Here is a 26,031-nt window from a genome sequence, read left to right on the forward strand (position 1 = left end):
TTATCTTGAAAATAAAAAAAGCCTGCACGTGCAGGCTTTTTTAAGAAGCAAAATTATTCTAAGAAACGAACAGTTACACCACTACGCACCTTGTTACCCAAGTCGTTGGCATCCCAGTTGGTTAAACGGATACATCCGTGAGATGCAGTTTTAGAAATAGCAGATGGATTAGGTGTACCATGAATACCAAAGGATTTCTTGCTTAAGCCAATCCAGATGTTGCCTACAGGACCATTCGGGCCTGGTGGTAAAGAAAGTGGCTTTAAGTTATTGCCCTGAACAAAGTTACTTGGCGAGTAGCTATACCACGGATTGCGTGCCACACCCACCACTTTGTAAGTACCTGCTGGTGACGGTGTATCGCTACTACCAATCGTTGCAGGGAAAGAGGCAATCATCTGGTTGCGGCTATTAAAAAGATACAACTGACGTGCGCCTTTGTGCGCAATAATCAAGTGAATGTCTTCTGGTAAATCGTTGCGCACATTCGCCACAATGATTTTTTCGCCGGCCTTTTTAAAGGTTGCCTTTGGATTTAACTTTTTCAAAAAGTCTTCATCCATATGGAATTTTTCACCCAGCATTTCGGTCACACGTACATAGTACAAACCTTTCATTTTGGCTTGTTGTGCGTAATCGTGCGGAATAGACGCCGCATACGGACCTTTCAAGTCATCTTCCGTCAGGGTGTATTCAACATAAGCCGGTTTGTTTTGTTTGGCCAGTAATGCATCCCACGTTTCTTTGGTGAGTTCGCCTGTGGCTTTTAAACCGTTCATTTGTTGAAATGAAGACAATGCCTTTAATGTATTCATGCCGCTGGTACCATCAATAGCACCTGGAGAAGCATGAGTATTGTTTAGCATGACTTGCGCGCGTGCATAGACTGGGAACTGACCACGGCCAATATTTTCATACCAGTCGGCATTATTGAGGCTGTCTAGCGTCCAGGTCACTTTTGCGGGTGCCTGAGCAGTCTTGCTGCTTGCTGCTGTTTTTGCCGCTGGTGCGCTTGAAGGAGCTGCACCTGTGTCGGCTTGCTTATCTTCTGTGCTTTCAAGACGTTGTAACGTTGCCGACGCTTGATTCAGATCTTTTTCTTCTTGCGCTGTAATGGATGCGCTATCTGGAGCAGATGCCGCAACTGGTGCCGAAGCAGCAGCCGGGCTCGATGCCGCAGATGCATTACGCGCAGCAGTCACAGGCTTATAATTGACTGTGTTGCTAGATTTGGTCGATGCATCTACAGCAAGTGGATCAATCGGATCTTGAACTAAATCTGTACTACGAACGACTTTAGGATGCAACGGTTGCTCAACCGTTGAAGCCGCGAAAACTGTACCGCTAATGATGCAGCTTAGACTCAATGCGAGTAAAGAGCGAACAAACATGCACTTCAACCTTAAGAATTATTCATATTTCAGGGTATAAAACATTGCAAGTATTACAGAAATTAATTGGCGATGCAGTATTTGTTTTGTGTAAATCCTGCTTTCCCGAGTGTTTGTATAATTTCTCGGATTTTGCCCTTATTCATGGCCAATTCTTTTTGTTATTATGCGATCAAGATAAGTATTTAGATTGAGAAAGTAAATGACGGCTTTAAAAAATGATCGTTTTCTACGTGCTTTATTGCAGGAGCCCGTCGATACCACGCCAGTCTGGATGATGCGTCAGGCAGGTCGTTATTTACCAGAATATCGTCAAACACGCGCTCAGGCGGGTGACTTTTTATCGCTTTGCAAAAATACCGAATTTGCTTGTGAAGTGACTTTACAACCTTTGCGTCGCTACGATCTCGATGCCGCAATTTTATTCTCCGATATTCTTACCATTCCCGATGCGTTGGGGCTTGGGCTTTATTTCGAAGCGGGTGAGGGGCCAAAATTTAAAAAAACCATCCGTAGTGAGCAAGATGTGCTGGCACTGCCAAATTTCAATGCTGCATCCGATTTAGACTATGTCATGAATGCGGTATCAACCATCCGTTCGGCACTGGGCGGGCAAGTGCCTTTGATTGGTTTTTCTGGTAGCCCTTGGACATTGGCCACTTATATGGTCGAAGGCGGATCAAGTAAGGATTTTCGTTACACCAAACACATGATGTATGCGCAGCCAGAAGTGTTGCATGCCTTACTCGACCGACTAGCCGTGGCAGTAATTGATTACTTAAATGCTCAAATCGATGCAGGTGCACAGGCAGTTCAGATTTTTGACAGTTGGGGCGGCGCTCTGGCACATCGTGAATACCATGAGTTTTCGCTCAATTACATGCGTAAAATCGTGGCTGGTCTAAAGCGTGAAAATGATGGTCGTCGTGTTCCGGTAATTATATTCACTAAAGGCGGCGGTCAATGGCTTGAGCCAATGGTGGCATCTGACGCAGATGCTTTAGGTCTCGACTGGACCACGCCATTAAATGTGGCGCGTCAAACCGTGGCAGGGCGGGTGGCTTTACAAGGTAATCTCGATCCGGCTGTACTTTATGGTGACGCCGAGAGTATTCAAAAATCGGTGAAAGCCATGCTCGATGATGCCTATGCCAATGGTGAAAAAACTGGCTATGTGGCCAATCTTGGTCATGGTATTACGCAATGGGTCAATCCAGATCAACCCAAAATTTTTGTCGATACCGTACATGAGTATAGCGCGAAATATTTAGGATAAGCCACTCGTGTACCCACTCAAACTCACGTGTTTATTTGGATTTAAGGCAGCTTCGGCTGCCTTGTTTGGTTTATTGCTCTTGATTGCATTTGCGCTCACTGCGCCCATGGGCAGTCGGGAGTACTACGGTTTTTTTCGTTATGATTATTTGCTGTTTTATGCGGTTATTATTCAGATCTGCCTGATTTACCTCAAGTTAGAATCGTGGGCAGAAGTACGTGTGATTGCGTTATTTCATCTCATGGCGATGGTCATGGAGATATTTCTGACGCATCCTGCAATTGCTTCATGGCAGTATCCACAGCCCGCAGTATTCCGGCTCTGGACGGTTCCGCTGTTTGCGGGCTTTATGTACTCTGCGGTAGGGAGTTTTTTTGCACGTTCGCTACGCTTGTACTCGGTATCTTTCACAAGGTTGCCTACATTTGGCCTGATGATCGGTTTAGCGGTGTTGTCTTATTTGAATTTCATGACCAAATTTTTTGTGCCCGATATCCGCTACGTTCTTTTTGCGGTCAGTGTGGTCATGTTTTGGAAAACGCGTTTAAGCTTTCAGCTCGATCAAAAACGGTTTAATTTGCCGATGTTGCCTGTCTTGATTTTGCTGGCCTTTCTCATTTGGATAGCAGAGAACATCAGTACATTTTATAAGATCTGGCTTTACCCCAGTCAGGTCGATGCGTGGCATATGGTGGGCTGGGGCAAGCTCGGATCGTGGTACTTATTACTCTTATTAAGTCTGGTGCTTGTACTCAAGATACTGGGTCAGCGCAGTGCCAACGGTTCGTGGCAGTTGCATGCTCAGCATCAAGCAAACGCAAATCGTTAAGCATGTTGCTGCACTATAAAGTACAAGTGCAGCAACTATTGATTAGTCAATATCACCAATCATCATCACGGTATGGCCCAGCAAATAACCTGCCGTCACCAAAATCGCAATCCAGATAAATGCACCAATCACGTTATAAATTGAAAACACGGTATAGTTCATACCGCTAGAACCCGCCGCAAAGGGTGCAAATGAACGTGCAAATGGAATAAAGCGCGCGATCAAAATGGTGATGGCGCCATGACGACGAAAGTAATCGTGCGTTTTTAACAGATATTCATGTTTGATAAAGCGGGATTTGACTTCAAAAACACGTACGCCCATTCGGCGTCCAATATGATAATTGACGATATAGCCCAAGGTTGCCGCAAGAAATAACAAGAAAATAATAAAGCCCAGATTCATAATCGCTGTGGTGGCACACAAGGCACCCACCGCCAGCAACAGACTGTCACCGGGCAAAAAGAACATAAAAATAAAAGCAGTTTCTGCAAAAATAATCAAAAATAAGATGGCATAAATCCACAATCCATATTCTTGGATCAGGATAGGTAAATAATTTTCAAATCCAATCAAGAAATCAAAAAATTCCATTAATTATCTACCTTCACTACGTTTTTACCTCTTCGTTAATGTATTAACCCAAGATACCACTGACTCAGATAGACACTCAACGCACATCAAACGTCAGCTCATTAATAGCTTTCAGGTACTGCGCTTAAAAATTCGCGTCTTGCTTCCTTGTCAGTTTTAAAATCGCCAATAAAAGAAACGGTCCGTGTTGTCGATTCTTGCTTGCCTACACCTCGCATCATCATGCACATATGCGCTGAATCAATCATCACCGCCACACCACGTGCTTTGGTCACTTCTTCAACAGCCTGTGCGATTTGCTGGGTTAAATTCTCCTGAATTTGTAGACGTCGAGCAAACATTTCTGTAATGCGCGCAAATTTAGAAAGTCCGAGCACTTGGCCTTCAGGAAGATATGCAATGTGCACACGTCCATAGAATGGCAGTAAATGGTGTTCACATAAAGAATAGAATTCAATATTTTTAACCAAAACCATTTCATGGTTATCTGAAGGAAATACGGCGTTGTTGGTCACTTCTTCCAAACTTTTGCCATAGCCCGAGGTTAAAAACGAAAATGCCTTGGCAGCGCGGATTGGCGTATCTTTAAGCCCAGGACGATTTAAGTCTTCGCCCACTGCGGTCAGGATATTGGCATAGGATTGCTGCATTGACATAAGACGTTTTGACTTAACTTTACTAAACAAGCTCGGCATTGTATCAGAACATGCTCAGATGTTCATATCTTGTCGCGCTATATTTATACGCTTCTGGTGCCGATGCATAAAAGATGCTGCGTTTTCATGAAAAAATGTGCAATTCAGAGCGCTTTGCCTCGCTTTCGACTCGTTTTATCGGCCGCTTTGTGATACACCTGATCATAACAGTTTCTTTTTTTCTATCGAGATCGGGCCGTTTTGAGGCGTCATTTATTTGGATATTCAGTTTATATTCTAAATCAAATAATGATTATTCAAAGCCATTCAGATCAACAAGATAGCGTTTTAATGGCACTTAACTTGCTGTTTATCAGCATGCTTAAGGTCATGATGTAAAATTCAAGGATAAAACATGTCGGAACGTCCAATTACTTTCTTTTTTCGCGGACAAACGCAGCAGGTCCAAGGTGTTTCACCTGTCATGACGGTTTTGCAGTTTTTACGTGAACATGGATTGGCTCAACAGGGTCGTCAAACCGGCACCAAAGAAGGCTGTGCCGAGGGCGATTGTGGTGCATGTACGGTGGTCATTGGTGAGTTGGTCAATCAGCAGTTGCAGTTACGTAGCGTCAATGCCTGTATTCAGTTTTTACCTACACTAGACGGCAAAGCGTTATTTACCGTAGAAGATTTAAAACAGTTGTCGATGTCTGAAGATCAGTCCTTACATCCGGTTCAGCAGGCCATGGTCGAATTACATGGCTCACAGTGTGGCTTTTGTACGCCGGGCTTTATTATGTCGCTTTGGGCCATGTATGAAAATGAGCCGAATGCGCCATCTAAAGAGACTGTTCATGACTATTTATCTGGCAATTTGTGCCGTTGCACAGGCTATCGCCCAATTTTGGATGCTGCACAAAAAGCCTATGATTACCCAACCATCCGTTTAGCACGCCAAAACATTATCGAGGTGCTTAAACAGCTACAGCAGTTACCGGCACTTGAGTTTCGTCATGCGTCCGCGCAGTTTTTTGCACCGAAAAGCTTAGATGCATTTGCAGATCTGCGCGTGCAATATCCGCAGGCTCGTTTAGTGGCAGGCAGTACCGATGTGGGGCTATGGGTGACCAAACAAGGTCGTCAATTGGGCGATATGCTCTATATTGGGCAGGTTGAAGCACTAAAACATGTCAATCTTCAAGAGGGTCAGCTCTGTATTGGTGCAAATGTCACCTTAACCGATGCCCTAACTCATATTTCTACTATTTATCCAGAACTGGCCGAATTACAGCGCCGCTTTGCTTCGATGCCCATTAAAAATGCAGGTACGCTGGGTGGAAATATTGCCAATGGCTCACCAATTGGCGATTCCATGCCTGTGCTAATGACTTTAAATACGCGTCTGCGCTTACGCTGTGGCCAGCAAACACGTGAAATTGCATTAGAAGACTTTTATCTGGATTATCAAAAAACTGACCTTCAACAAGGCGAATTTTTAGAAGCCATCTTAGTGCCTGTACGTGCTAAAGACTCAGCGCTTAAAGTGGCCACATATAAAATTTCCAAGCGTTTTGAGCAGGATATTTCTGCTGTATGTGCTGCACTCAGTTGCGAGCTCGATGAGTATCATGTGGTGCAATCCATCAAAATCGCTTTTGGTGGAATGGCGGCGATTCCAAAACGTGCTGTTCATACCGAAGCGGTTTTACTTGGTCAGCCTTTTGATATGGCTTTACTGCGTGAGGCACAAGTAGCCATGGAGCAAGACTACCAGCCACTGAATGACGGGCGTGCCAGCGCTGCGTATCGTTTGCAAGTGGCAAAGAACTGTTTAGAACGTTTTTTTGTTGAACATATTCATCCACAATCGATCACGCGTATCGATAATCTGATTACGATGGTGGAGGCATAAAAGATGAATCATTCAATTGACCTGAATCCTCGTCAGCGTTCTGCCAAAGCAGGACAGTCTATTGCGCATGAAAGTGCCCATTTGCACGTGACGGGTGAGGCGGTGTATATCGATGATATGCCCGAACTTGCAAATACCTTGCACTTGGCCGTCGGCTTTTCAAAATGTGCCAAAGGCAAGATCACAGCATTTGACCTAGAGGCTGTACGCGCTGCACAGGGCGTATACGCAGTGTATACCGCAGCAGACATCCAGATCGAAAACAACTGGGGGCCAATTGTCAAAGATGACCCTATTTTTGCCGATGGAGAAGTGGAGTTTTATGGTCAAGCCTTGTTTGTAGTGGCTGCCGATACCTATCAGCATGCTCGCCAAGCAGTACGTTTAGCCAAAATTGAGTACGCCGCAGAAACCCCTATTTTAAGTATTCAAGATGCAATCGAGCAGCAATCTTGGGTGTTGCCACCCGTCGAGTTTTCGCATGGTGAGGTCGATGCCGCGTTTGAGCATGCACCTCATCAATTAAGTGGTTCAATCGATTTGGGTGGGCAAGAGCATTTTTATCTTGAGGGGCAGATCTCTTATGCAGTGCCTTTGGAAGATCAGAGCTTAAAAGTTTATTGCTCCACACAGCATCCGACCGAAATGCAACTGTTGATTTGCCATGCACTGGGCCTACATATGCATCAGGTCAGTGTTGAAGCACGCCGTATGGGTGGTGGTTTTGGTGGTAAAGAATCGCAGTCGGCGCAGTGGGCCTGCATTGCCTCCTTGGCAGCGCAGCACTCGGGCCGTCCGTGTAAGCTACGTTTAGACCGTGACGACGACATGACGTCAACCGGCAAACGTCATGGTTTTGCCTATGAGTGGTCGGTGGCCTTCGATCAGGACGGTTTGTTGCATGGTCTTAAAGTTCAATTGGCATCCAACTGTGGCTTTTCTGCCGATTTATCTGGCCCAGTCAACGAGCGAGCCATTTGTCATCTTGGAAATGCCTATTATTTAAATGCGGTGCAAATTCGTAACCTACGCTGCAAAACCAATACCGTTTCAAATACGGCGTATCGTGGCTTTGGTGGCCCGCAGGGCATGTTTGTGATTGAAAATATCCTCGATGATATTGCCCGCTATTTAAACTGCGATCCAGTACATATTCGGCAAAAGAATTTTTTTGCGGAAAAACCGGGGCAAGGCCGTGACCGTATGCATTACGGTGCCGAAGTGCGAGACAATGTCGCACCAAAAATTGTCGAAGAGCTACTGGTTTCAAGTCGTTATTTCGAGCGAAAAGCCGAAATTGAGCAGTTCAATCGTGACAACAGCATCATCAAACGCGGTCTGGCATTGACTCCGCTGATGTTTGGTATTTCATTCAATGCGGTGCATTACAATCAGGCGGGTGCCTTGGTTTATGTGTACATGGATGGAACAGTGGCCATTACCCATGGCGGTACTGAGATGGGGCAAGGCTTATATACCAAAGTACGTCAGGTCGCTGCACATGAGCTTGGACTATCGATTGAAAAAGTGCGTTTAATTGCCACCGATACGTCGCGTGTACCAAATACCTCAGCCACTGCTGCATCGAGTGGTGCAGACCTAAACGGTAAAGCTGTGCAAAATGCCTGTATCAAGATTCGTGAGCGCTTAAGCCAGTTAGCTGCCGAAATCAGCCAGACAGAAGCATCGACTGTACATTTTGAAAATAATACCGTGAGCACGCAAAGCGGTTTGTCTTGGCCATTTGATGAACTGGTGCATCGTGCTTATATGGCCCGCGTACAACTCTGGGACAGTGGATTTTATAAAACGCCTGAAATTCACTATGATCAGGTCAATCATTTAGGCCGGCCATTCTTTTATTATGCCTACGGGGCAGCGGCGAGCGAAGTTGCGATTGATACTTTAACTGGCGAAATGAAAGTACTTCGTGCAGATATTTTGCATGATGTCGGTCGTTCGATTAATCCTGCAATCGATATTGGTCAAATTGAAGGTGGCTTTATACAAGGTATGGGCTGGCTGACCACAGAAGAGCTGTGCTGGCAACCTCAAGGGCCGCATGCAGGCCGTTTGTTCACGCATGCACCGTCAACCTATAAAATCCCGACCAGTCTGGATATACCGCCGGTATTTCATGTGAAACTGTTTGATAACAGCAACGAGGCCGATACCATTTACCGTTCAAAAGCGGTCGGTGAGCCGCCGTTTATGCTCGGGCTTTCAGTGTTTTGTGCCATTCGGCAAGCTGTGCAGTCGGCCATTCCAAAGGATGCGCCACTGGTACTTAATGCGCCGGCCACAGCCGAAGAAATCTTACGCGCAATTGCAATTGGTCGCGGTCAAGCGCTTGCAGAACGTCCTCAACCGCGTTTGAAATAAGCCATGCAACAACATTTACAGTGGTGGCATGATTTGGCACACGTTTCACTACATGGTTGTGCTGAATCATCGCCCGTGGTTTTGGTGACCGTGGTTCGTGCTGACGGATCCACTCCGCGTGAAGTGGGTGCAACGATGCTGCTCGGCTTGCGCGACGATCAGGTTTATCAGTCCGATACCATCGGTGGTGGGCATCTTGAGTTTCAGGCCTTCGATATTGCGCAGGCCATGCTGAAAGGTACCGATAAGCGAACGCTTTTTGTCGAACGTTTTAATTTAAGTGCACGGCTGGGGCAGTGTTGTGGCGGTGTGATGTGGTTGCTGTTTGAAAAATTCCAGCCACGAGAGCATGCTTCAATGCTGGCATCTGCTTATGCTGCGTGGCGATCAGGACATTTTATCCAGCGGCAAATACATGAAAATGGGTATTCGACCTGGCAAGTGACTCCAACACAGGTGTCATCTACCGCTATTTTTGAAACAGGTGAAACCGGTTGGCGCTGGCAACAGTGTGTTCAACCCTATGCCATGAAGGTTTTATTATTTGGTGCAGGACATGTCGGGGAGGCGATCGTACGGTGTTTACAACCAATCGGGGTGCAAGTGACATGGGTCGATAGCCGTGACAATATTTTTCCGCCAGATTTACTCAAACAGGTCAATTGTGTTTGTACTGATGTACCAGAGGCGGAAATTGCGCGGTTTGATCCGCAAGGTGCAATCCTGATTTTGACTCATGATCATCAGCAAGATTTGCAGTTGTGCATGGAAGCGCTTAAATCTTCACAATCACGCTTTGCTTATGTCGGAATGATTGGCTCTAAAAGTAAACGTGCCATTTTTGAAAAACGTATGCAGGCGAGGGGCTATGAGCAGACCCAATTACAGCGTTTGGTCTGTCCAATTGGTATTACAGGCATTAGTTCGAAGCAACCTGCCATCATCGCCGTTTCGGTAGTGGCAGAGCTACTTCAAATCTTCGATCAAAAGAAATGATGCTGTCGCATCATTTCTTGGTTTCATATTTTGGATTTTTCTCAGCACGTTTGAGCAAGACCAAAACAGCGCCTGTACCCCCCTGATTTTCTGGGGCACTCACAAAAGCCAGAACATCACGGTGCTGGCGCAGCCAACCATTCACGTAAGTCTTCAAAATGGCTTCTGGCCCTTTACCATGCACGATCTTAATCACGTTTTGGTTTTCGGTCTTGGCCATCTGAATAATTTGCAAGACCGCAGCACGCGCTTGTTCAACAGTACAGCCGTGCAGATCGACTGCTTCAAACCAGCGCATTTTTCCAGCTTTTAGGTCTTCAAAGACTTTATGCTGTAGCGTCGCAATGCGATAACTCAAACTGGCTTGGCTTGCGACAGGATTTAATGCCGCCTGCGTATCTGAAAGCTCAGCGAGTTCACTTTCGATCGCACCTTCAGCCGCCGCCCGTTTTGCTAAAATCTGAGCATCTACTTTTTTGCTGCGCTTGGGTTTGATATCTGCAACATTACCATGATCAATCGGCTTGACACCTTGCAGCGCTTTTTTAAACAAATCTAGCTCTTCAGCCTCACGATCCACTGGCTGATCGGCACTGTTTGTTGCATGCTCACTACGATTTTCAATGGCATGTGAATGCGGCTGACTGATCTGCTTTTTAAACTGCTTTAATAATTTTTGCTGTTCTTTAGACAGCGCAGAATCTTTATTACTCATAGGACTCGTTTTAAATCGTAGCAGGGTGGCCAAACAATGCAGTAAAGGCCTGATCAGGTCGAGGTTGTTTCATAAAACTTTCACCCACCAAGAACGCATGAATATCATGTTCCTGCATCATTGCAATATCGGCCGGAGTGGCGATACCACTTTCGGTTACCAATAAACGTGACGGATCAAGTAAACGCTTCAAGCGTAAACTGGTGTTTAAGTCTACATCGAAGGTTTTCAAATTACGATTGTTGACGCCAAGAATACATTTTTCGGAAAGTCTGAGCGCACGCTCAAGTTCTTCTTCGTCATGTACTTCAACCAATACATCCAGATTGTACTCAAATGCTGTTTTTGACATCTCTTCGAGTTGCTGATCAGACAAGCATGCCACAATCAGCAAAATACAGTCGGCATGGAGGGCACGTGCTTCAATCACATTATATGGATCGACCAAAAAGTCTTTACGCAGTGCAGGTAGCTGACAATTGTTGCGCGCAATCGCGATATTGTCATCATGACCTTGAAAGAAATCGACATCGGTCAATACCGACAAGCACGCTGCACCCGCCTGCTCATATTGCGCTGCAATTTCAGCAGGGTTAAAGTCGGCTCGAATCACACCTTTGGAGGGTGATGCTTTTTTAATTTCAGCAATCACGCCAGGGCGCTTAGCATTTAATGCACGTGCAAAGCCACGCACAGGTGAGGCCGCTTGTGCCAGCGCTTCGATATCTTGAAGGCTACGTTGCTGTAAACGCGCCGCAAGTTCTTCATGTTTGCGATCGACAATTTTACCCAAGATGGTATTTTGAATTTGAATCATTTTGGATAACCTCACGTGTTCGAATAGTGTTTGAGTGCTTTGGTAAACTCAGACAAAATACTCATTTTTTCGAGGGCCTGACCCCCATAAATAATATCATGTGCCAAGGCCACACCTTGCTTGTAACTGGTACTTAAGCCAGAAACATAGATGCCAGCACCTGCGTTTAATGCAATCATATTGGCTGCTTTTTCGCCGAGGTCAGATTTGTTACGCCCAAGTGCGTCTTTAATCAGCTTGAGGCTTTCACTCGAATCGGCCACAATCAAACCCGATAGCGTTTGTGAGGGAATTCCCACATCTTCGGGGTTTAAAACCCATTCGGTGATTTCATTATTTTTAAGTTCAGCCACATGAGTTGCCGAGGCCAGGCTGATTTCATCTAGGCCATCTTTAGAATGCACCACCATCACATGCTCGGCACCGAGTTGTCTCATCACCTCGGCAATCGGACGGCACAATTCATCTGAAAATACCCCAAGCACAAAGCGCTTTACCCCAGCCGGATTCGTAAGCGGGCCAAGAAGGTTAAAAATACTTCGTATGCCCAATTCACGGCGAGGCGCAACTGCGTATTTCATGGCTTTATGATGATTGGGAGCAAATAGAAAACCCACACCCATTTCACGGATGCATCGCTCTGTTTGCTGCATATCTAAATCAAGATTAATTCCAGCCTGTTCAAGCAAATCTGAAGAGCCAGATTTGCTTGATACACCACGGTTACCATGTTTGGCAATGGTTGCGCCTGCTGCTGCAATGACGAAACTTGAAGCAGTCGAGACATTAAACAGATTTTGACCATCTCCACCTGTTCCCACGATATCGACCAAATGTGGGATATCACTGACATCAATTTTAATGGCCAGTTCACGCATGACGCGTGCAGCGGCAGTAATTTCATCAATGCTTTCACCTTTCATGCGAAGGCCCATCATCAGCGCACCAATTTGTGCGTCTGTCGCTTCACCTTGCATGATGCTACGCATCACATCTTCCATTTGCGGCTGAGTCAAATGAATGTTTTTGGTAATGTGGTTTAATGCTTGTTGAATATTCATTTATGCATAAATCTCTAAAAAATTCTTGAAGATTTGGTGTCCGTGCTGGCTCAAAATCGATTCTGGGTGGAACTGCACACCTTCTACAGGCAGTGTCTTATGCTTTACACCCATGATTTCTTCGATTGAACCATCGTTCTGATTGGTCCAGCAGGTCACTTCCAGACACTCAGGCAAGGTCTCCTGTTCGATCACCAAAGAGTGATAGCGTGTCGCAGAAAATGGTGAAGGCAGGTTGCTAAAGATTCCTTTATCAGAATGATACATATCCGACAAACGACCATGCATCACGGTTTTCGCGCGAATGACCTGTCCACCAAAGGCTTGTCCAATTGCTTGATGCCCCAAACACACACCGAGCAATGGAATTTTGCCGGCAAAGTGATGAATGGCAGGAATTGAAATTCCTGCTTCAGTTGGAGAACAAGGGCCAGGACCCACCACCAAATACTTCGGCTGCCATCGTTCAATGTCCTCAAGAGTGACTTGGTCATTGCGAACCACTTTAACGTCTTGATTTAACTCGCCAAAATATTGGACGATGTTATACGTAAAGGAGTCGTAATTGTCGATCATGAGTAGCATTTTAAACGCAACCTATTGAAAATTAGTTAGATATTGATTTAGCCTTTTTAAATGACCATTTCAGGTCACTTATTTAAGATCTTCACTTAAAAATAAAACCACTAAATGAAGTGGCTACTTTAGCAGAAATTCTAAAGTTTGCGAGTAACAATCCATTGAACCTGTCAACAATCATTGGCTTAGGTGAGGGGTATTAAGAGTAGATATAGAAAACTACAATCAAGATAATTGATTACAGCGTTTTGTTTGAGGTACTAAACTTCCAACTTAACATTGCACCGAAGCTAACACCGAGCGTTCCGAGCCAGAAGCTCCAGCTAGGTAAGGTATGCAAGATAAGACTGCTCATTAAACTCGACAAAATAGGCGTAAAATAAGAAGCCAATAACAACAATTGGATATTTCCAAACTGTAAGCTCTGATTCCAGTTTTTATAAGCAATTCCAACCAAAGCGCCAACCACAATAATCATGAGGCCCATGCTTATACTTGGCGTTTGCCATGCTTGATCACTCAGGCAAAATAACAGCCATAAGGCCACACTGGTCAGGCAAAAAAATAAGGCGATTCCATTTTTACCTTGGGCATAACGTGGCGTGAAAACACAATACAAGGACCATAAAATTGCGCCACAAAAGGCCAGTGTATAAGCCAGTGGATTATTTGAAAGTGTTTGAATGAAGCCCTCAGCCGAAACAATGCTCGGATTGACAATCAAGAGCAGCCCTAAAATAGAAAGGATCAAACCGGCAAAGGCTGGCGCTTTAAAGTTGAGCTGTCCGAGTAGATATGACAAAAACAAGGTGAAACATGGCCATAAATAATTGATCATGGCCAGAATAAGCGCTTCCTCACGTGTTTTGGATAAACCGATTGAGCACAAAAATAAAACTTCATAAAGTACGAAGCAACTGCCACAGATCAGCAGGTAACGTCGAGGCAATGTTTGCCACAAGTATTTCTTATCTATAAACGCCACACACAATGCACTGATGCTATAAATTAGTGCAACACCCAAAATAGCACCCAACTGTTCAGTGATCATTTTCACGCCACTGACCATACATGCCCAGATCATGATAGAGGTAATACCGATAAAATTGGCTTTGCTGCGGGTCATGATGTCAAAATTATTGAATAAATCTGGCGTAGTGTATAAAAAGTGCATCGACATCACCACTGCATCGCGCAAATTATGCACTGGATTAAGCCAATTATTTAAAATTGCACTATTTTGATGCTATTTGTGGGTTTTGTGAAAAGCATGCCTCAAAAATGTTTGAATATGGTGCAATTCAAAACGCAAACAGTATAATGGTTCAAACAGGTAGCTGGACGCGTATCTAATTTGAATTAAAATTCAAACAATTAGATGTGTTTTTTAAAGTTGGTACGAGATTTGCTTAATAACTGCCAACGACTAACACGCACTTCACAAGTGCAATAATACTTCATTGGAGCAAAATGAGCATGGCGAACAAGGTCCTTAAACTCATACAAGAAAGTGGCGCAAAATGGGTCGATTTTCGCTTTACGGATACAAAAGGGAAAGAGCAGCACGTTACTTACCCAGCTGATTCAATTGATGAAGATACATTTGAAGACGGTAAAATGTTCGACGGTTCTTCAATTGCAGGTTGGAAAGGCATTGAAGCATCAGACATGATCTTACGTCCAGATGCAGAAACTGGTTTTATCGATCCGTTCTTTGCCGAACCAACTGTTGTTGTAACTTGTGACGTTATTGAGCCATCTACTGGTCAAGGTTACGAGCGTGATCCACGTTCGATTGCTCGTCGTGCAGAAGAATATTTAAAATCAACTGGTATCGGTGATACTGCATTCTTTGGTCCAGAACCTGAATTCTTCGTTTTTGACGAAGTAAAATGGGAAATCGATATGTCTGGCGCGCGCCATACATTGATTGCTGAAGAAGCTGCATGGTCAACTGGTAAAGATTACGAGTCTGGTAACTCTGGCCACCGTCCACGTGTAAAAGGCGGTTACTTCCCAGTTCCTCCAGTAGATTCTTCGCATGATATGCGTGCTGAGATGTGTAACAAAATCGAAGAAATCATGGGGCCTGGTCGTGTAGAAGTACACCACCACGAAGTTGCATCTTGCCAGTTAGAAATTGGTGTAAGCTTCAATACTATGGTTCGTAAAGCAGACGAAGTACAACAGTTTAAATATGCTGTTCACAACGTTGCGCACCAATACGCTAAAACTGCAACCTTTATGCCTAAACCAATGGTTGGCGATAACGGTTCTGGTATGCACGTTCACATGTCAATCTCTAAAGATGGCAAGAACTTGTTTGCTGGTGATGAATATGCAGGCCTTTCAGAAATGGCGTTGTACTTCATCGGTGGTATCATCAAGCATGCGCGTGCTTTGAATGCAATCACAAACCCATCTACAAACTCTTATAAGCGTTTGGTTCCACACTATGAAGCACCGATTATGCTTGCTTACTCAGCGCGTAACCGTTCTGCTTCTATCCGTATTCCTTACGTTTCTAGTCCGAAAGGCAAGCGTATCGAAGCACGTTTCCCAGATCCAATGATGAACCCGTACCTTGGTTTCGCGGCATTGTTGATGGCGGGTATCGACGGTATTCAAAACAAGATCCATCCGGGCGAAGCTGCTGATAAGAACTTGTACGATCTTCCTCCTGAAGAAGAAGCAAAAATTCCTACAGTTGCACACAGCCTAGATATGGCACTTGAAGCGCTTCAAGCTGACCATGAGTTCTTGTTAAAAGGCGGCGTGTTTACTAAAGAAATGCTTGATGCATATATCGAACTTAAAACTGAAGATGTACGTCGTCTTAACACGACCACTCACCCGGTTGAATTTGATATGTACTACAGCTTGTAATACGTCTCATATAAAAAAGCCTGCAAGTTGCAGGCTTTTTTATTGGCGATTTGTTGAGTTATCAACAATCCAAATGAATTCGTTTATACGTATTAAGAAATGCTTTTTTCAATACCGCGATATACGCAGATACCCCAGATCAAACCTGCCACAAAGCACAAGCTGATATATAGGCCGATCAGGCTTGCTTCAGGTAAAGTTGGATCAATAAAAATATAACGATGAATCAGCATCAGAAAAGTAAAGCCACTGCCCCAGAAAATACCACCGTAGAGCAGAATAAATTTTAATTTATCGTTCATCATGCCTAACCATAATCGGTCTAATCACTAAACGGCATCTATGATAACTCAAAATAGCGACAATGAAAAAGAATTAATAAACATAGAATAACAAAGCCGAATCGCACCCTTGCTCAAAGCGTTTAACTTTGCCCGATTTCGGTTACACTATAGTTTGTGAATGTAGTGGATTGCACATGCAGAAAAACCAATTAAATCAGAGATACAATGATGATTTAACGCCAGAATTAAAAAAATGGTTATGTGCATCAGGCTCACTGACCCAGCAATTGACCGATCTTGCACATGGTGCCTTTTCAGTGAAACCTATATCGGAGCGTTATCGGCAGATGTCTCGTATAGACAGTCAATGGATGAAAATGCCAGCGGCACATATTGCTTGGGTGCGTGAAAGCTTACTCTATGGATGTGAAGCACAGCCATGGGTTCAGGCCAAAAGTATATTCCCCATTTTAAGCTTGCAAAAAAAAGCCCGTATTTTTAAACATATTGGTAAACAACCGATCGGCCGATTTTTATTTCAGCGAACCACGCCTGAGTGTGAGCGTCGGATCATACGTTTAAATGAGGGCTGGACTCGGCAAAGCTGTTATACGTGGCACGGTTGCAAATTTATTGTCCAAGAAACTTTTCTGCCTTCATTTGAAGCGTACTTACAACATCATCGCATTTAAGGATAGATATGGCATCCGTACAATCGATCACCTGGCGAGAACGACTTACAGCATATTATTATCTGTGCCGTTTTGATAAGCCTATTGGGACTGAGCTGGTATTTTGGCCCACCATGTGGGCACTATGGATTGCAAGTGCAGGGGTACCCAATTTAAAAATCCTGCTTTTAATGTCTTTAGGTGTATTGTTTATGCGCGCAGCAGGCTGTGCAATTAATGATTTTGCCGACCGTAAAGTAGATGGACACGTGGCCAGAACCAAAACGCGTCCGCTGGCAACGGGTGTGATTCAGCCGATAGAAGCCATTTGGGTGTTTTTAGTTTTGGTCGCTGCAAGTGCCTGCCTATTGCTGTTTTTGCCATTAAATACGTTTTACTGGTCGTTTGGCGCATTGTTTCTCGCGTTCATTTATCCTTTTATGAAGCGCTATACACACTTACCGCAAGTGTTTTTAGGAGCAGCCTTTTCGTGGTCTATTCCGATGGCTTACACTGCTGCAGGCCAAACACCAGATCTGGTTTGTTGGTTATTGTATTTTGGTAATTTGGCATGGACGGTTGCCTACGATACACAATATGCAATTACCGATCGCGAATATGATCTGAAAATTGGTGTGAAATCGACCGCGATTTTATTTGGTCGATACGATATCGTCATTATTTCTTTATTACAGATCAGTAGTTTAGTTTTGATTGGTCTGGCTTTATTCATGAAAGACCTACTTTTTCCGTGGGGCATCATTGGATTGCTGATTGTCGCTGCCGATTTTATTTATCAATGGACCAAAACCAGAACCAAAGATCCACAATGGTGCTTCTGGGCATTTCGACACAATCGCTGGGTCGGGCTAATGATTTTTATCGCGATTTTTATGGGATTGATGACTCAATAAAAATAGACCGCCAATGCATTAACAGCATATTGAATCAAATTAAAAAACCGATCATAAATGATCGGTTTTTTAATCGTTCGTTTTCAGCTTTATAGCGGATTATTTGTAAGCCAGTTGCCCAAACAAATAAACCATAATAATCAACGTAAATACGGTAGATGAAACTAAAGCAAATTCTAATGTTCTCATGTGCCCCCACCTTTATATTGTAATTTATTGTATTGAGTATTTTTTATACACCATGCTAATAAATAATACAAGAGATCCCTCAGTATATATTCAGCACAATTATTGATAAAACACATATAAAACAAGAAAGCCCCATGTGCGCGTTACGGCACATGGGGCTTAGAATTCTTCAAAACTATAAAATGATTAGAAAAATTTATAGAATCAACACATCTGTCATTTACGCTTTTAGATGATCCTCAAACTCTTCGCCGAGCTGAACTGCCAAAGAGTTACCCGATAAATCACAAGTCACTAGCCCATATTCCTTTTTAAAGCTAAATGTAAAACCCTTGCCATCGGCTAGGTTTTTAACCGAATAACCTAACTTTTCTAACCAAATACGAAATGCAATTAAATTTTTTGCTTTAACAACTTTCTTCACTTCAAAATTCCTTCTCATGTAACGCTGATATTTAAATTAATAAGGGTTTTGATTAAGTTTTTAAAGGGCTAAACTGTTTAAATATTTTTCAACTGATTAATATTGTTTATTTAATCAGCAGTAGATCATTTAAATTGACTCAATAAATTGGTTTTAAGTCTTAGTTTTTATCTTAATCTATTGAATTTAAAAATAATATTTTAAATAATTTGTTTTTCTAAAGTTACATATTGTGTTTATGATGAGTTGTAAATAAATATGTAACTTTAGTCTTAGTGTGTCAAAAATTATCTTTAAGCGTACGAATTCGAGCAAACTCTTCAACGCTTTCGGTACGTAAAAATGGATTGGTCGCCAGTTCAAGTTCAATACTGGATGGTAAGGTGATGATATTTTGTTCTCGCAACTGCTTTACCTGTTCATAACGCTCTTGTAGTGCAAGATTGTCGGGTTCGATGGTCAGGGCAAATTCGGCGTTAGACAAGGTGTATTCATGAGTACAATACACTTGGGTATCTGTTGGTAGTGCAGCTAGTCGGTTAAGTGAATGATACATCTGTTCAAAGGTGCCTTCAAATACACGTCCACAGCCCATCGCAAACAAGGTATCACCGCAAAATACACTGCGTAATGCTTCAACAAAATAGACAATATGCCCTAAGGTATGACCAGGCGTTGCAACAACTTCTACATGCAAGTCATGAAACTTAAATTGATCATCATGTTGCAGTGCATTTGAAATCAAATGAATTTTACTGAGCTCTTCACGCGGGCCAAATACAGGAATTTGTGTACCTTCGATCAAGTCTGGCACACCGCCAATATGATCTTTATGCCAATGTGTTAGCCAGATTTGCGCAAGCTTGAGCTGATGTAATTGGCAATAGTCCTGAACAGGCTTTGCTTCTGTTGGATCGATCACCACAATTTCTGAAGTATGGGTGTCTTGAATAATCCAGATATAATTTTTAAGGCTGTTTTTTACATCAATATAATCAATTTGATAACGCATGACGGATAACCTGATCAAATGGTATGTACTGTTTTTATTTAATCACGATCTGCGTAGTGCAGCACCAGTAGATACGAAAAAATACTGCTTCAGATATAAAAAAACCCTCCGAAGAGGGCAGCAATCTAGCGAAGTTTAGAGAGCCAGTCGCCCAGCATTTGAATAAACTGCACCAGCAATAATAAGATGATGACCGTAAGAATTACCACACTGGTATCGAAGCGTTGGTAACCGTATGAAATCGCCAAGTCACCAATTCCGCCAGCACCTACTGCACCGGCCATTGCCGTTGCACCAATTAGACTAATGGTGGCTGTGGTTAAGTTTAAAATGAGTGAGCTACGTGCTTCTGGCAAAATAAACTTGAAAATGATTTGAAACGGAGAGGCGCCCATGGCTTGCGCAGACTCAATAATACCTTCGTTGACTTCAAGCAAGGAGGTTTCAATCAATCGGCCCATATAAGGACCAATATAAATAGTCAAGGGAACAATTGCGGCCCATGTTCCAATTGAACTTCCCACTAAGAATTTAGTCAAAGGAATCACGGCAATCAACAAAATGATAAATGGCAGTGAGCGCAGGGCGTTTACAATTGGATTGAGCAAGTGATAAATAAATCGGTTAGGTAAAATACCGTTTGGTCGTGTCACCAACAGCACAATTCCTTGGATAAATCCCCAGATGCCACCAAACAGCAGCGAGAAGCACACCATGTGAAAGGTTTCTTGAAGCGCTGTGACAAACTGATCAATCGAAAGTGAACTGTTCCAGAACGGTTGTGTCAATTCGGTCAGCCATTGCACAATTACGTCTCTCATACTTGTTCTCCACTTTGATTGACACTGACACCATGACGCTCTAAAAACTCGATCGCTTGCTGGATAAGGGTGTCGTCACCAAGTAATTGAACAAACATTTGCCCAATCACCGTGCCATCAATTTCGGTCATATTGGCAAACAAGATATTCAGACTGATATCAAACTGCTTGATCATCGATTGAATCACAGGTTCTTGGGCTGATTTGCCTAAAAACTGTAGTCGATAAATACTGTGATGATGCTGATGTTCGAGCTTGTTTAAAATATTGACCGGTAAATGTTGTTGCAACACGGTCTGGATAAAGGTTTTTGTCGTTGGGTGCTGTGGACGGCTGAAAATTTCCACGGTCGGTCCGGTTTCAATCACATGACCAGATTCCATTACGGCCACATGGTCACAAATAGACTCAATCACGTCCATTTCGTGAGTGACCATCACAATTGTGATGCCTTGCTCCTGATTGATCTTTTTGAGCAATGCCAGTACGGATTTGGTGGTCTGTGGATCGAGCGCGGAGGTGGCTTCGTCACAAAGCAAGATTTTAGGGTGATTGGCCAGCGCACGTGCAATACCGACACGTTGTTTTTGACCACCCGATAGTTCATCTGGAAAGGCATCTTTTTTATGTGCCAGATCGATGAACTCAAGTAGCTCCATCAAACGTTTTTCGCGCTCGGCTTTGCTATAACCCAAGAGCTTCATTGGCATTTCAATATTTGCAGCCACAGTTTTGGTTTGCAATAAATTAAAATGCTGAAAGATCATACCTATATTTGCACGTTCCTGACGTAATGATGCTGCATTCAGGGCGGTAAAATCTTTTTGATTGATAATGACCTGTCCCTGTGTTGGGCGTTCGAGCAAATTAATCAAACGAATTAAGGTACTTTTACCTGCACCACTATAGCCAATAATGCCAAAGATACTGCCCGCCGGAATATCCAGATTAATCTGATCCAGTGCGCGAATCGTTTGGCCTTTCAGCTCGTAGTGTTTAGAAATGTTTTTAAATTGGATCATGTCGTCAGAAACTATACATAAAAGAAAAAACAGGCAAGTCGACCTTGCCTGTTTCAATTACACCATTATATTACTATTTTGATTCAGTAAGGTAGCTAATCGGCTTATTAACATCCACCTTCGTACCACCAAACTTCTCATCAATGAATTTTTTCACTGCTTCTGTATGGTAAAGCGTACCTAATTTTTGCAATACAGGATCGTTTTGACGTCCTTCAGCAGTCACCAAAAGGTTAACATACAGTTTAGTCGACTGATCTGCTGGCTCATAAAATACGGCATCTTTAAGAACGTTCAAGCCGCCTTCCATTGCTAAAGTGTTGCCTAGCACAATTCCGTCAACATCGCTTTTTACACGAACAGCTGTTGCCATTGGAATGGTTTTAAGCTGAATCTGTTTCGGATTTTCAATGACGTCGTTGGTTGTGCCCTGAATTGGGTTAAAGTCTGCTTTTAATTTGATTAAACCAGCAGTTTGCAACAATGAAAGTGCACGTGCTTCATTTGCAGCATCGTTTGGAATTGCAATGGTTGCTTTTGCTGGGAACTGATCAATTTTTTTGTATTTGTCAGAATAAAGTCCCATTGGTTCGATATAAGTTGTCGAAACCGGTGCAACTTTATCTTTGCTTTCGGTGTTGTAAGCGACCATGTAATTATACGACTGGAATGCATTGACATCGATTTCTTTGTTTGCCGTCGCTTTGTTCATTGCCACGTAGTCAGTGAAGTTTTTCACTTCAAGATTAATACCTGCTTGTTTGGTTTCAGGTAGTGTCGCAATAAATTTCCAAACGTCGGTATCAGAACCTGTAGACGCCAGCACGATCTTTTTAGTCTGATCTGCAGCAGCTGCATTGCCTTGCTCAGGCTCTTTTTTGCTACAACCAGCCGCAAGCAATATGCTTGAGGTAAGAACAACACTCAATACTTTTTTCATCAGGTTTTTCCCAGTTACAGCGTTTTAATATCGTCCGGATATCATACTGTGTGTACATGATGATGTGTAGATGACAGTCATCCCAATCCAACGTTAAACGCAATAAAGTCAGTTAATCTTAAAAGTAGGCGAGTATAGTGTTTTTTGATCAGAACGCAAAACAATATAAACAAAAATATATATGAGTTTTTCTGAAAAGAGTTATTAGCCTGAGAGACAGCTTAACAATAAAAAAACGCGCAAAAATGCGCGTTTTTTAAGCTTTAAAATCAGGCTTGTTCGCGTGCAATCGCGCGGTATCCAATATCGCTTCGATATTGCATGCCTGCAAAAGTCACCTGACCGCATACTTCAAGTGCATTGATTTGTGCTTCAAGTACGGTATCGCCAAGCGCAGTTACGCATAATACGCGTCCACCCGCAGTGATGATATGACCATCGGCTGTCGTGTCTGTACCAGCATGAAAGATTTTAGTATCTTCTGGCGACTGGCCAAGACCTGAAATCACATCGCCTTTACGTACAGTTTCAGGGTAACCTTCTGCTGCAAGCACGATACCAATCGATTTACGCTCGTCCCACTCGGCTTCACTTGGCAACTGACCCTCAAGACCTGCTTGCACAAGATCCACCAATGATGATTTAAGGCGCATCATGATTGGCTGAGTTTCAGGGTCGCCAAAGCGGCAGTTGAACTCAATCACACGTGGTTGACCTTGCTCATCAATCATGAGGCCAGCATATAAGAAACCAGTATAAACATGACCGTCTTTGGCCATACCATCAACCGTTGGTCGCATAATGTCTTTCATGACACGATCAAACACGTCTGGAGTAACCACAGGCGCAGGGGAATACGCACCCATACCACCGGTATTAGGTCCCTGATCACCTTCAAAAATGCGCTTATGATCTTGAGAAGTGGCCATTGGTAAAATATTTTGACCGTCGATCATACAAATGAAACTAGCTTCTTCGCCTGCGAGAAACTCTTCAATCACGACACGTGAACCCGCATCACCAAATTTATTGCCTGCCAGCATGTCATCAATGGCTGCAAAGGCTTCCTCATTAGTCATCGCGACGATAACGCCTTTGCCGGCTGCAAGACCGTCAGCTTTAATCACAATCGGCGCGCCGTGCTGCGTTACATATGCTTTTGCAGCATCTACTTCAGTAAACACATCATAGAATGCTGTTGGAATCTGATGCTTTTTCAGGAAGTCTTTGGCAAACGCCTTAGAGCCTTCAAGCTGTGCGGCATATTGTGTTGGGCCCCAAATTTTTAAACCAGCTTCACGGCATGCATTGACCACGCCATTGACCAATGGTGCTTCTGGACCAACAATAATCAACTCAACCTGATTGTCCTTTGCAAACGCAATGATGGCTGGGTTATTTAAAATATCCAGTTCAACATTTTTGCATTTGTCTTCGGTTGCAGTGCCTGCATTACCGGGTGCAACAAACACTTGAGTGACTTGCGGATCTTGAGCGATCTTCCATGCCAACGCATGCTCACGACCACCGCTACCGAGAACGAGAATATTCATTGGGTTCATACTCCATGAGTCGAGAACCAAATCCTTCACTTTACCTTGCTGCTTGAGTACAAGACCCTCTCACATGGAGAGGGTAAGTCAAGATAAAGAACCGGAAAGTTTCTTATGCTTTAAATGAGTTTTAATTAGTGGCGGAAGTGGCGCATACCTGTAAAGACCATGGCAATACCATGTTCGTTTGCAGCAGCAATAACTTCTTCATCACGCATTGAACCGCCAGGTTGAATAATACACTTAATTCCAGCTTTTGCTGCATTATCGATGCCGTCACGGAATGGGAAGAATGCATCCGATGCCATCACAGCGCCTTCAACCACAAGGCCTGCATGTTCTGCTTTAATTGCCGCAATACGTGCAGAGTTGACACGGCTCATCTGACCTGCACCAATACCAATGGTTTGACGGCCTTTTGCATACACGATCGCATTTGATTTCACATACTTGGCAACTTTCCAAGCAAAAATCAGATCATCGATTTCTTGTTCTGTTGGTGCGCGCTCAGTTACTACTTTAAGGTCGGCTGCCTTGATCATGCCAAGATCTTGATCTTGTACCAGTAGGCCGCCATTTACACGCTTGTAGTCGAGTTGTGCTGCACGTTCATCAATTGCTGGAAGTTCGCCACATACCAATACGCGAACATTTTTCTTCGCACCGGTAACCTCAAGTACGCCATCAGCAATACTAGGTGCAATAATTACTTCAACAAACTGACGCTCTACAATCGCTTTTGCTGTTTCAATATCAAGTTCGCGGTTAAAAGCAATGATGCCACCAAATGCAGATTCTGTATCGGTTGCATATGCCAAATCGTAAGCAGCTTTAATGCCATCTAAAGATACGGCTACGCCACATGGGTTAGCATGTTTAACAATCACACAGGCAGGCTTTGCAAATGACTTAACACATTCAAGTGCAGCGTCTGTATCGGCGATGTTGTTGTAAGAAAGCTCTTTACCCTGAAGTTGCTTCGACGTAGAAACAGATGCTTCGGTGGCTTGCGGGTCGATATAAAATGCAGCTGACTGATGCGGGTTTTCACCGTAACGTAAGTCTTGCGCTTTTTGAAGCTGTGTATTAAAGGTACGTGCAAATGAATCTGCCTGACCTTCTTCTTTACCCACACGTGCGCCAAGGTAAGACGCGATCATACCGTCGTATTGAGCGGTATGTTCAAATGCTTTAACTGCAAGATCAAAACGTGTCTCGTATGATAATGCGCCGCTTTGCTCAAGTTCTGCAATCACTGTCGCGTAGTCGCTGGCATTGACCACGATACCAACAGACGCGTGATTTTTTGCTGCAGCGCGAACCATTGTTGGGCCGCCAATATCAATATTCTCAATGGCATCTGCAAGAGAACAGTTTGGCTTCGCCACGGTTGCAGCAAACGGGTAGAGGTTGACCACAACAAGATCAATCGGATCGATGTTGTGTTCTTGCATTACGGCTTCGTCCAGACCACGACGAGCCAAAATACCACCATGAATTTTAGGGTGAAGTGTTTTTACACGGCCATCCATCATTTCTGGAAAGCCAGTGTGTTCTGAAACTTCAACTACAGCAATGTTATTGTCTTTGAGTAGCTTGTAAGTTCCACCAGTAGATAAAAGCTCTACCCCAAGTTTCGCAAGATTCTGAGCAAATTCAACAATTCCTGTTTTGTCAGAAACAGAAATCAAAGCGCGTTTAATAGTCATGATAAAGTCAACGGTTTAAGTCAAACAGATTAAAACAAATAGGCATAAAAAATGCCCACGAGAACGTGAGCATTTTATCAATTATTCACTCATCAAACCGTGAGCTTTTAACTTTTTACGTAAAGTCCCACGGTTGAGCCCTAAAATTTCAGCAGCGCGGGTTTGGTTACCACGCGTATATTCTAGAACAACAGATAAAAGAGGTTTCTCCATTTCTGCCAGCACCATGTCGTAAACTTGTGATGGTTGCTCACCTTGCAGTTGTGCAAAGTAATGGCGAACTGCGCGATCCACATGGATGCGTAGAGCAACATCAGATTGTGCAGTAAAAATAGGAGATTTGCTATTCATGCGAGTTAATCCGAAAATCAAATACCGCTTGGGTAAAGCAGTATATAAAAGTGGTCTAAAAATTA

At 43.5% G+C, this 26,031-nt stretch carries 25 protein-coding genes; 8 read left to right on the plus strand and 17 right to left on the minus strand.

The features are described 5' to 3' along the window. Nucleotides 1-53: 53 nt before the first annotated feature. Nucleotides 54-1,391 carry a L,D-transpeptidase gene (locus QLG00_RS02735; protein WP_004939040.1) on the minus strand — a complete coding sequence of 446 codons (1,338 nt, stop codon included), beginning with the start codon at nt 1,389-1,391 and terminating at the stop codon, nt 54-56. A gap of 202 nt (nt 1,392-1,593) precedes the next feature. Between QLG00_RS02735 and hemE the strand changes: the two genes are divergently transcribed. Both hemE and QLG00_RS02745 read left to right on the plus strand, forming a co-directional pair. Next, nucleotides 1,594-2,667 carry a uroporphyrinogen decarboxylase gene (gene hemE, locus QLG00_RS02740; protein ID WP_151745965.1) on the plus strand — a complete coding sequence of 358 codons (1,074 nt, stop codon included), beginning with the start codon at nt 1,594-1,596 and terminating at the stop codon, nt 2,665-2,667. A gap of 7 nt (nt 2,668-2,674) precedes the next feature. Beyond that, a complete protein-coding gene (locus tag QLG00_RS02745) occupies nt 2,675-3,496 on the plus strand; it encodes a DUF817 domain-containing protein (RefSeq protein WP_151745964.1) in 822 nt (273 codons plus the stop codon). 42 nt (nt 3,497-3,538) lie between these two features. Here QLG00_RS02745 and QLG00_RS02750 read toward each other — a convergent pair whose 3' ends face one another. Both QLG00_RS02750 and folE read right to left on the minus strand, forming a co-directional pair. Then, nucleotides 3,539-4,090, minus strand: a complete 552-nt coding sequence (locus QLG00_RS02750; RefSeq protein ID WP_004939027.1) for a VTT domain-containing protein — start codon at nt 4,088-4,090, stop codon at nt 3,539-3,541. Nucleotides 4,091-4,191: 101 nt separating this feature from the next. Continuing rightward, on the minus strand, nt 4,192-4,740 hold the full coding sequence (gene folE / locus QLG00_RS02755) for a GTP cyclohydrolase I FolE (protein ID WP_206541105.1): 549 nt from the start codon (nt 4,738-4,740) through the stop codon (nt 4,192-4,194). Nucleotides 4,741-5,140: 400 nt separating this feature from the next. Here folE and xdhA point away from each other — a divergent pair, with 400 nt between their 5' ends. The 3 genes from xdhA to xdhC are packed head-to-tail and all read left to right on the plus strand — an operon-like array spanning nt 5,141 to nt 10,018. After that, on the plus strand, nt 5,141-6,640 hold the full coding sequence (gene xdhA, locus QLG00_RS02760; RefSeq protein ID WP_282470464.1) for a xanthine dehydrogenase small subunit: 1,500 nt from the start codon (nt 5,141-5,143) through the stop codon (nt 6,638-6,640). 3 nt (nt 6,641-6,643) lie between these two features. Then, nucleotides 6,644-9,022, plus strand: coding sequence for a xanthine dehydrogenase molybdopterin binding subunit (gene xdhB / locus QLG00_RS02765; RefSeq protein ID WP_282470465.1), 2,379 nt, complete (start codon nt 6,644-6,646; stop codon nt 9,020-9,022). A 3-nt stretch (nt 9,023-9,025) separates the two neighbouring features. Next, entirely contained in the window at nt 9,026-10,018 is a 993-nt protein-coding gene (gene xdhC, locus QLG00_RS02770) for a xanthine dehydrogenase accessory protein XdhC (protein ID WP_282470466.1), read from the plus strand. A 10-nt stretch (nt 10,019-10,028) separates the two neighbouring features. Here the strand turns inward: xdhC and QLG00_RS02775 are convergent, their stop codons facing one another. The 5 genes from QLG00_RS02775 to yddG form a co-directional block, all read right to left on the minus strand. After that, nucleotides 10,029-10,733: a Smr/MutS family protein gene (locus tag QLG00_RS02775; protein WP_055415078.1), complete on the minus strand. Its 705-nt coding sequence runs from the start codon at nt 10,731-10,733 to the stop codon at nt 10,029-10,031. Nucleotides 10,734-10,743: 10 nt separating this feature from the next. Next, nucleotides 10,744-11,550: an indole-3-glycerol phosphate synthase TrpC gene (gene trpC / locus QLG00_RS02780; protein WP_004939003.1), complete on the minus strand. Its 807-nt coding sequence runs from the start codon at nt 11,548-11,550 to the stop codon at nt 10,744-10,746. 11 nt (nt 11,551-11,561) lie between these two features. Beyond that, nucleotides 11,562-12,611 (minus strand): anthranilate phosphoribosyltransferase, encoded by a 1,050-nt coding sequence (gene trpD, locus QLG00_RS02785; RefSeq protein WP_004938992.1) that lies wholly within the window; start codon nt 12,609-12,611, stop codon nt 11,562-11,564. Further along, complete coding sequence (locus QLG00_RS02790) at nt 12,612-13,196, minus strand: aminodeoxychorismate/anthranilate synthase component II (RefSeq protein WP_004938990.1); 585 nt, start codon at nt 13,194-13,196, stop codon at nt 12,612-12,614. Nucleotides 13,197-13,428: 232 nt separating this feature from the next. Further along, the gene (yddG, locus tag QLG00_RS02795; protein ID WP_151796519.1) at nt 13,429-14,316 is read right to left on the minus strand and encodes an aromatic amino acid DMT transporter YddG; all 888 of its coding nucleotides are present in this window, start codon (nt 14,314-14,316) and stop codon (nt 13,429-13,431) included. Nucleotides 14,317-14,660: 344 nt separating this feature from the next. Here yddG and glnA point away from each other — a divergent pair, with 344 nt between their 5' ends. Further along, nucleotides 14,661-16,076, plus strand: coding sequence for a type I glutamate--ammonia ligase (glnA, locus tag QLG00_RS02800; RefSeq protein ID WP_171063732.1), 1,416 nt, complete (start codon nt 14,661-14,663; stop codon nt 16,074-16,076). 92 nt (nt 16,077-16,168) lie between these two features. Here glnA and QLG00_RS02805 read toward each other — a convergent pair whose 3' ends face one another. After that, nucleotides 16,169-16,378 carry a hypothetical protein gene (locus QLG00_RS02805; protein WP_282470467.1) on the minus strand — a complete coding sequence of 70 codons (210 nt, stop codon included), beginning with the start codon at nt 16,376-16,378 and terminating at the stop codon, nt 16,169-16,171. Nucleotides 16,379-16,554: 176 nt separating this feature from the next. On the opposite strand from QLG00_RS02805, the gene QLG00_RS02810 reads away from it, so the two are divergent. Further along, on the plus strand, nt 16,555-17,052 hold the full coding sequence (locus QLG00_RS02810) for a chorismate lyase (RefSeq protein WP_025094455.1): 498 nt from the start codon (nt 16,555-16,557) through the stop codon (nt 17,050-17,052). 8 nt (nt 17,053-17,060) lie between these two features. Beyond that, nucleotides 17,061-17,945 (plus strand): 4-hydroxybenzoate octaprenyltransferase, encoded by an 885-nt coding sequence (gene ubiA / locus QLG00_RS02815; protein WP_151765284.1) that lies wholly within the window; start codon nt 17,061-17,063, stop codon nt 17,943-17,945. 409 nt (nt 17,946-18,354) lie between these two features. Here the strand turns inward: ubiA and QLG00_RS02820 are convergent, their stop codons facing one another. The 8 genes from QLG00_RS02820 to fis form a co-directional block, all read right to left on the minus strand. Continuing rightward, nucleotides 18,355-18,558 carry a hypothetical protein gene (locus QLG00_RS02820; RefSeq protein ID WP_004938963.1) on the minus strand — a complete coding sequence of 68 codons (204 nt, stop codon included), beginning with the start codon at nt 18,556-18,558 and terminating at the stop codon, nt 18,355-18,357. 280 nt (nt 18,559-18,838) lie between these two features. Then, nucleotides 18,839-19,570, minus strand: a complete 732-nt coding sequence (gene gloB, locus QLG00_RS02825; RefSeq protein WP_282470468.1) for a hydroxyacylglutathione hydrolase — start codon at nt 19,568-19,570, stop codon at nt 18,839-18,841. A 125-nt stretch (nt 19,571-19,695) separates the two neighbouring features. After that, on the minus strand, nt 19,696-20,391 hold the full coding sequence (locus QLG00_RS02830; RefSeq protein ID WP_004938958.1) for a methionine ABC transporter permease: 696 nt from the start codon (nt 20,389-20,391) through the stop codon (nt 19,696-19,698). Next, nucleotides 20,388-21,413 (minus strand): methionine ABC transporter ATP-binding protein, encoded by a 1,026-nt coding sequence (locus QLG00_RS02835; RefSeq protein WP_004938956.1) that lies wholly within the window; start codon nt 21,411-21,413, stop codon nt 20,388-20,390. Before QLG00_RS02835 ends, QLG00_RS02830 begins: the two co-directional genes overlap by 4 nt. Before the next feature lie 73 nt (nt 21,414-21,486). After that, nucleotides 21,487-22,353 carry a MetQ/NlpA family ABC transporter substrate-binding protein gene (locus tag QLG00_RS02840; RefSeq protein WP_004938954.1) on the minus strand — a complete coding sequence of 289 codons (867 nt, stop codon included), beginning with the start codon at nt 22,351-22,353 and terminating at the stop codon, nt 21,487-21,489. A 269-nt stretch (nt 22,354-22,622) separates the two neighbouring features. Then, nucleotides 22,623-23,906: a phosphoribosylamine--glycine ligase gene (gene purD, locus QLG00_RS02845; protein ID WP_076032142.1), complete on the minus strand. Its 1,284-nt coding sequence runs from the start codon at nt 23,904-23,906 to the stop codon at nt 22,623-22,625. A 134-nt stretch (nt 23,907-24,040) separates the two neighbouring features. After that, complete coding sequence (purH, locus tag QLG00_RS02850) at nt 24,041-25,615, minus strand: bifunctional phosphoribosylaminoimidazolecarboxamide formyltransferase/IMP cyclohydrolase (RefSeq protein ID WP_004948285.1); 1,575 nt, start codon at nt 25,613-25,615, stop codon at nt 24,041-24,043. An 81-nt stretch (nt 25,616-25,696) separates the two neighbouring features. After that, nucleotides 25,697-25,966: a DNA-binding transcriptional regulator Fis gene (fis, locus tag QLG00_RS02855; protein ID WP_001086304.1), complete on the minus strand. Its 270-nt coding sequence runs from the start codon at nt 25,964-25,966 to the stop codon at nt 25,697-25,699. Between the last annotated feature and the right edge of the window lie 65 nt (nt 25,967-26,031).

This window comes from Acinetobacter sp. V89_7 (genome assembly GCF_029967895.1).
Classification (GTDB): domain Bacteria; phylum Pseudomonadota; class Gammaproteobacteria; order Pseudomonadales; family Moraxellaceae; genus Acinetobacter; species Acinetobacter soli.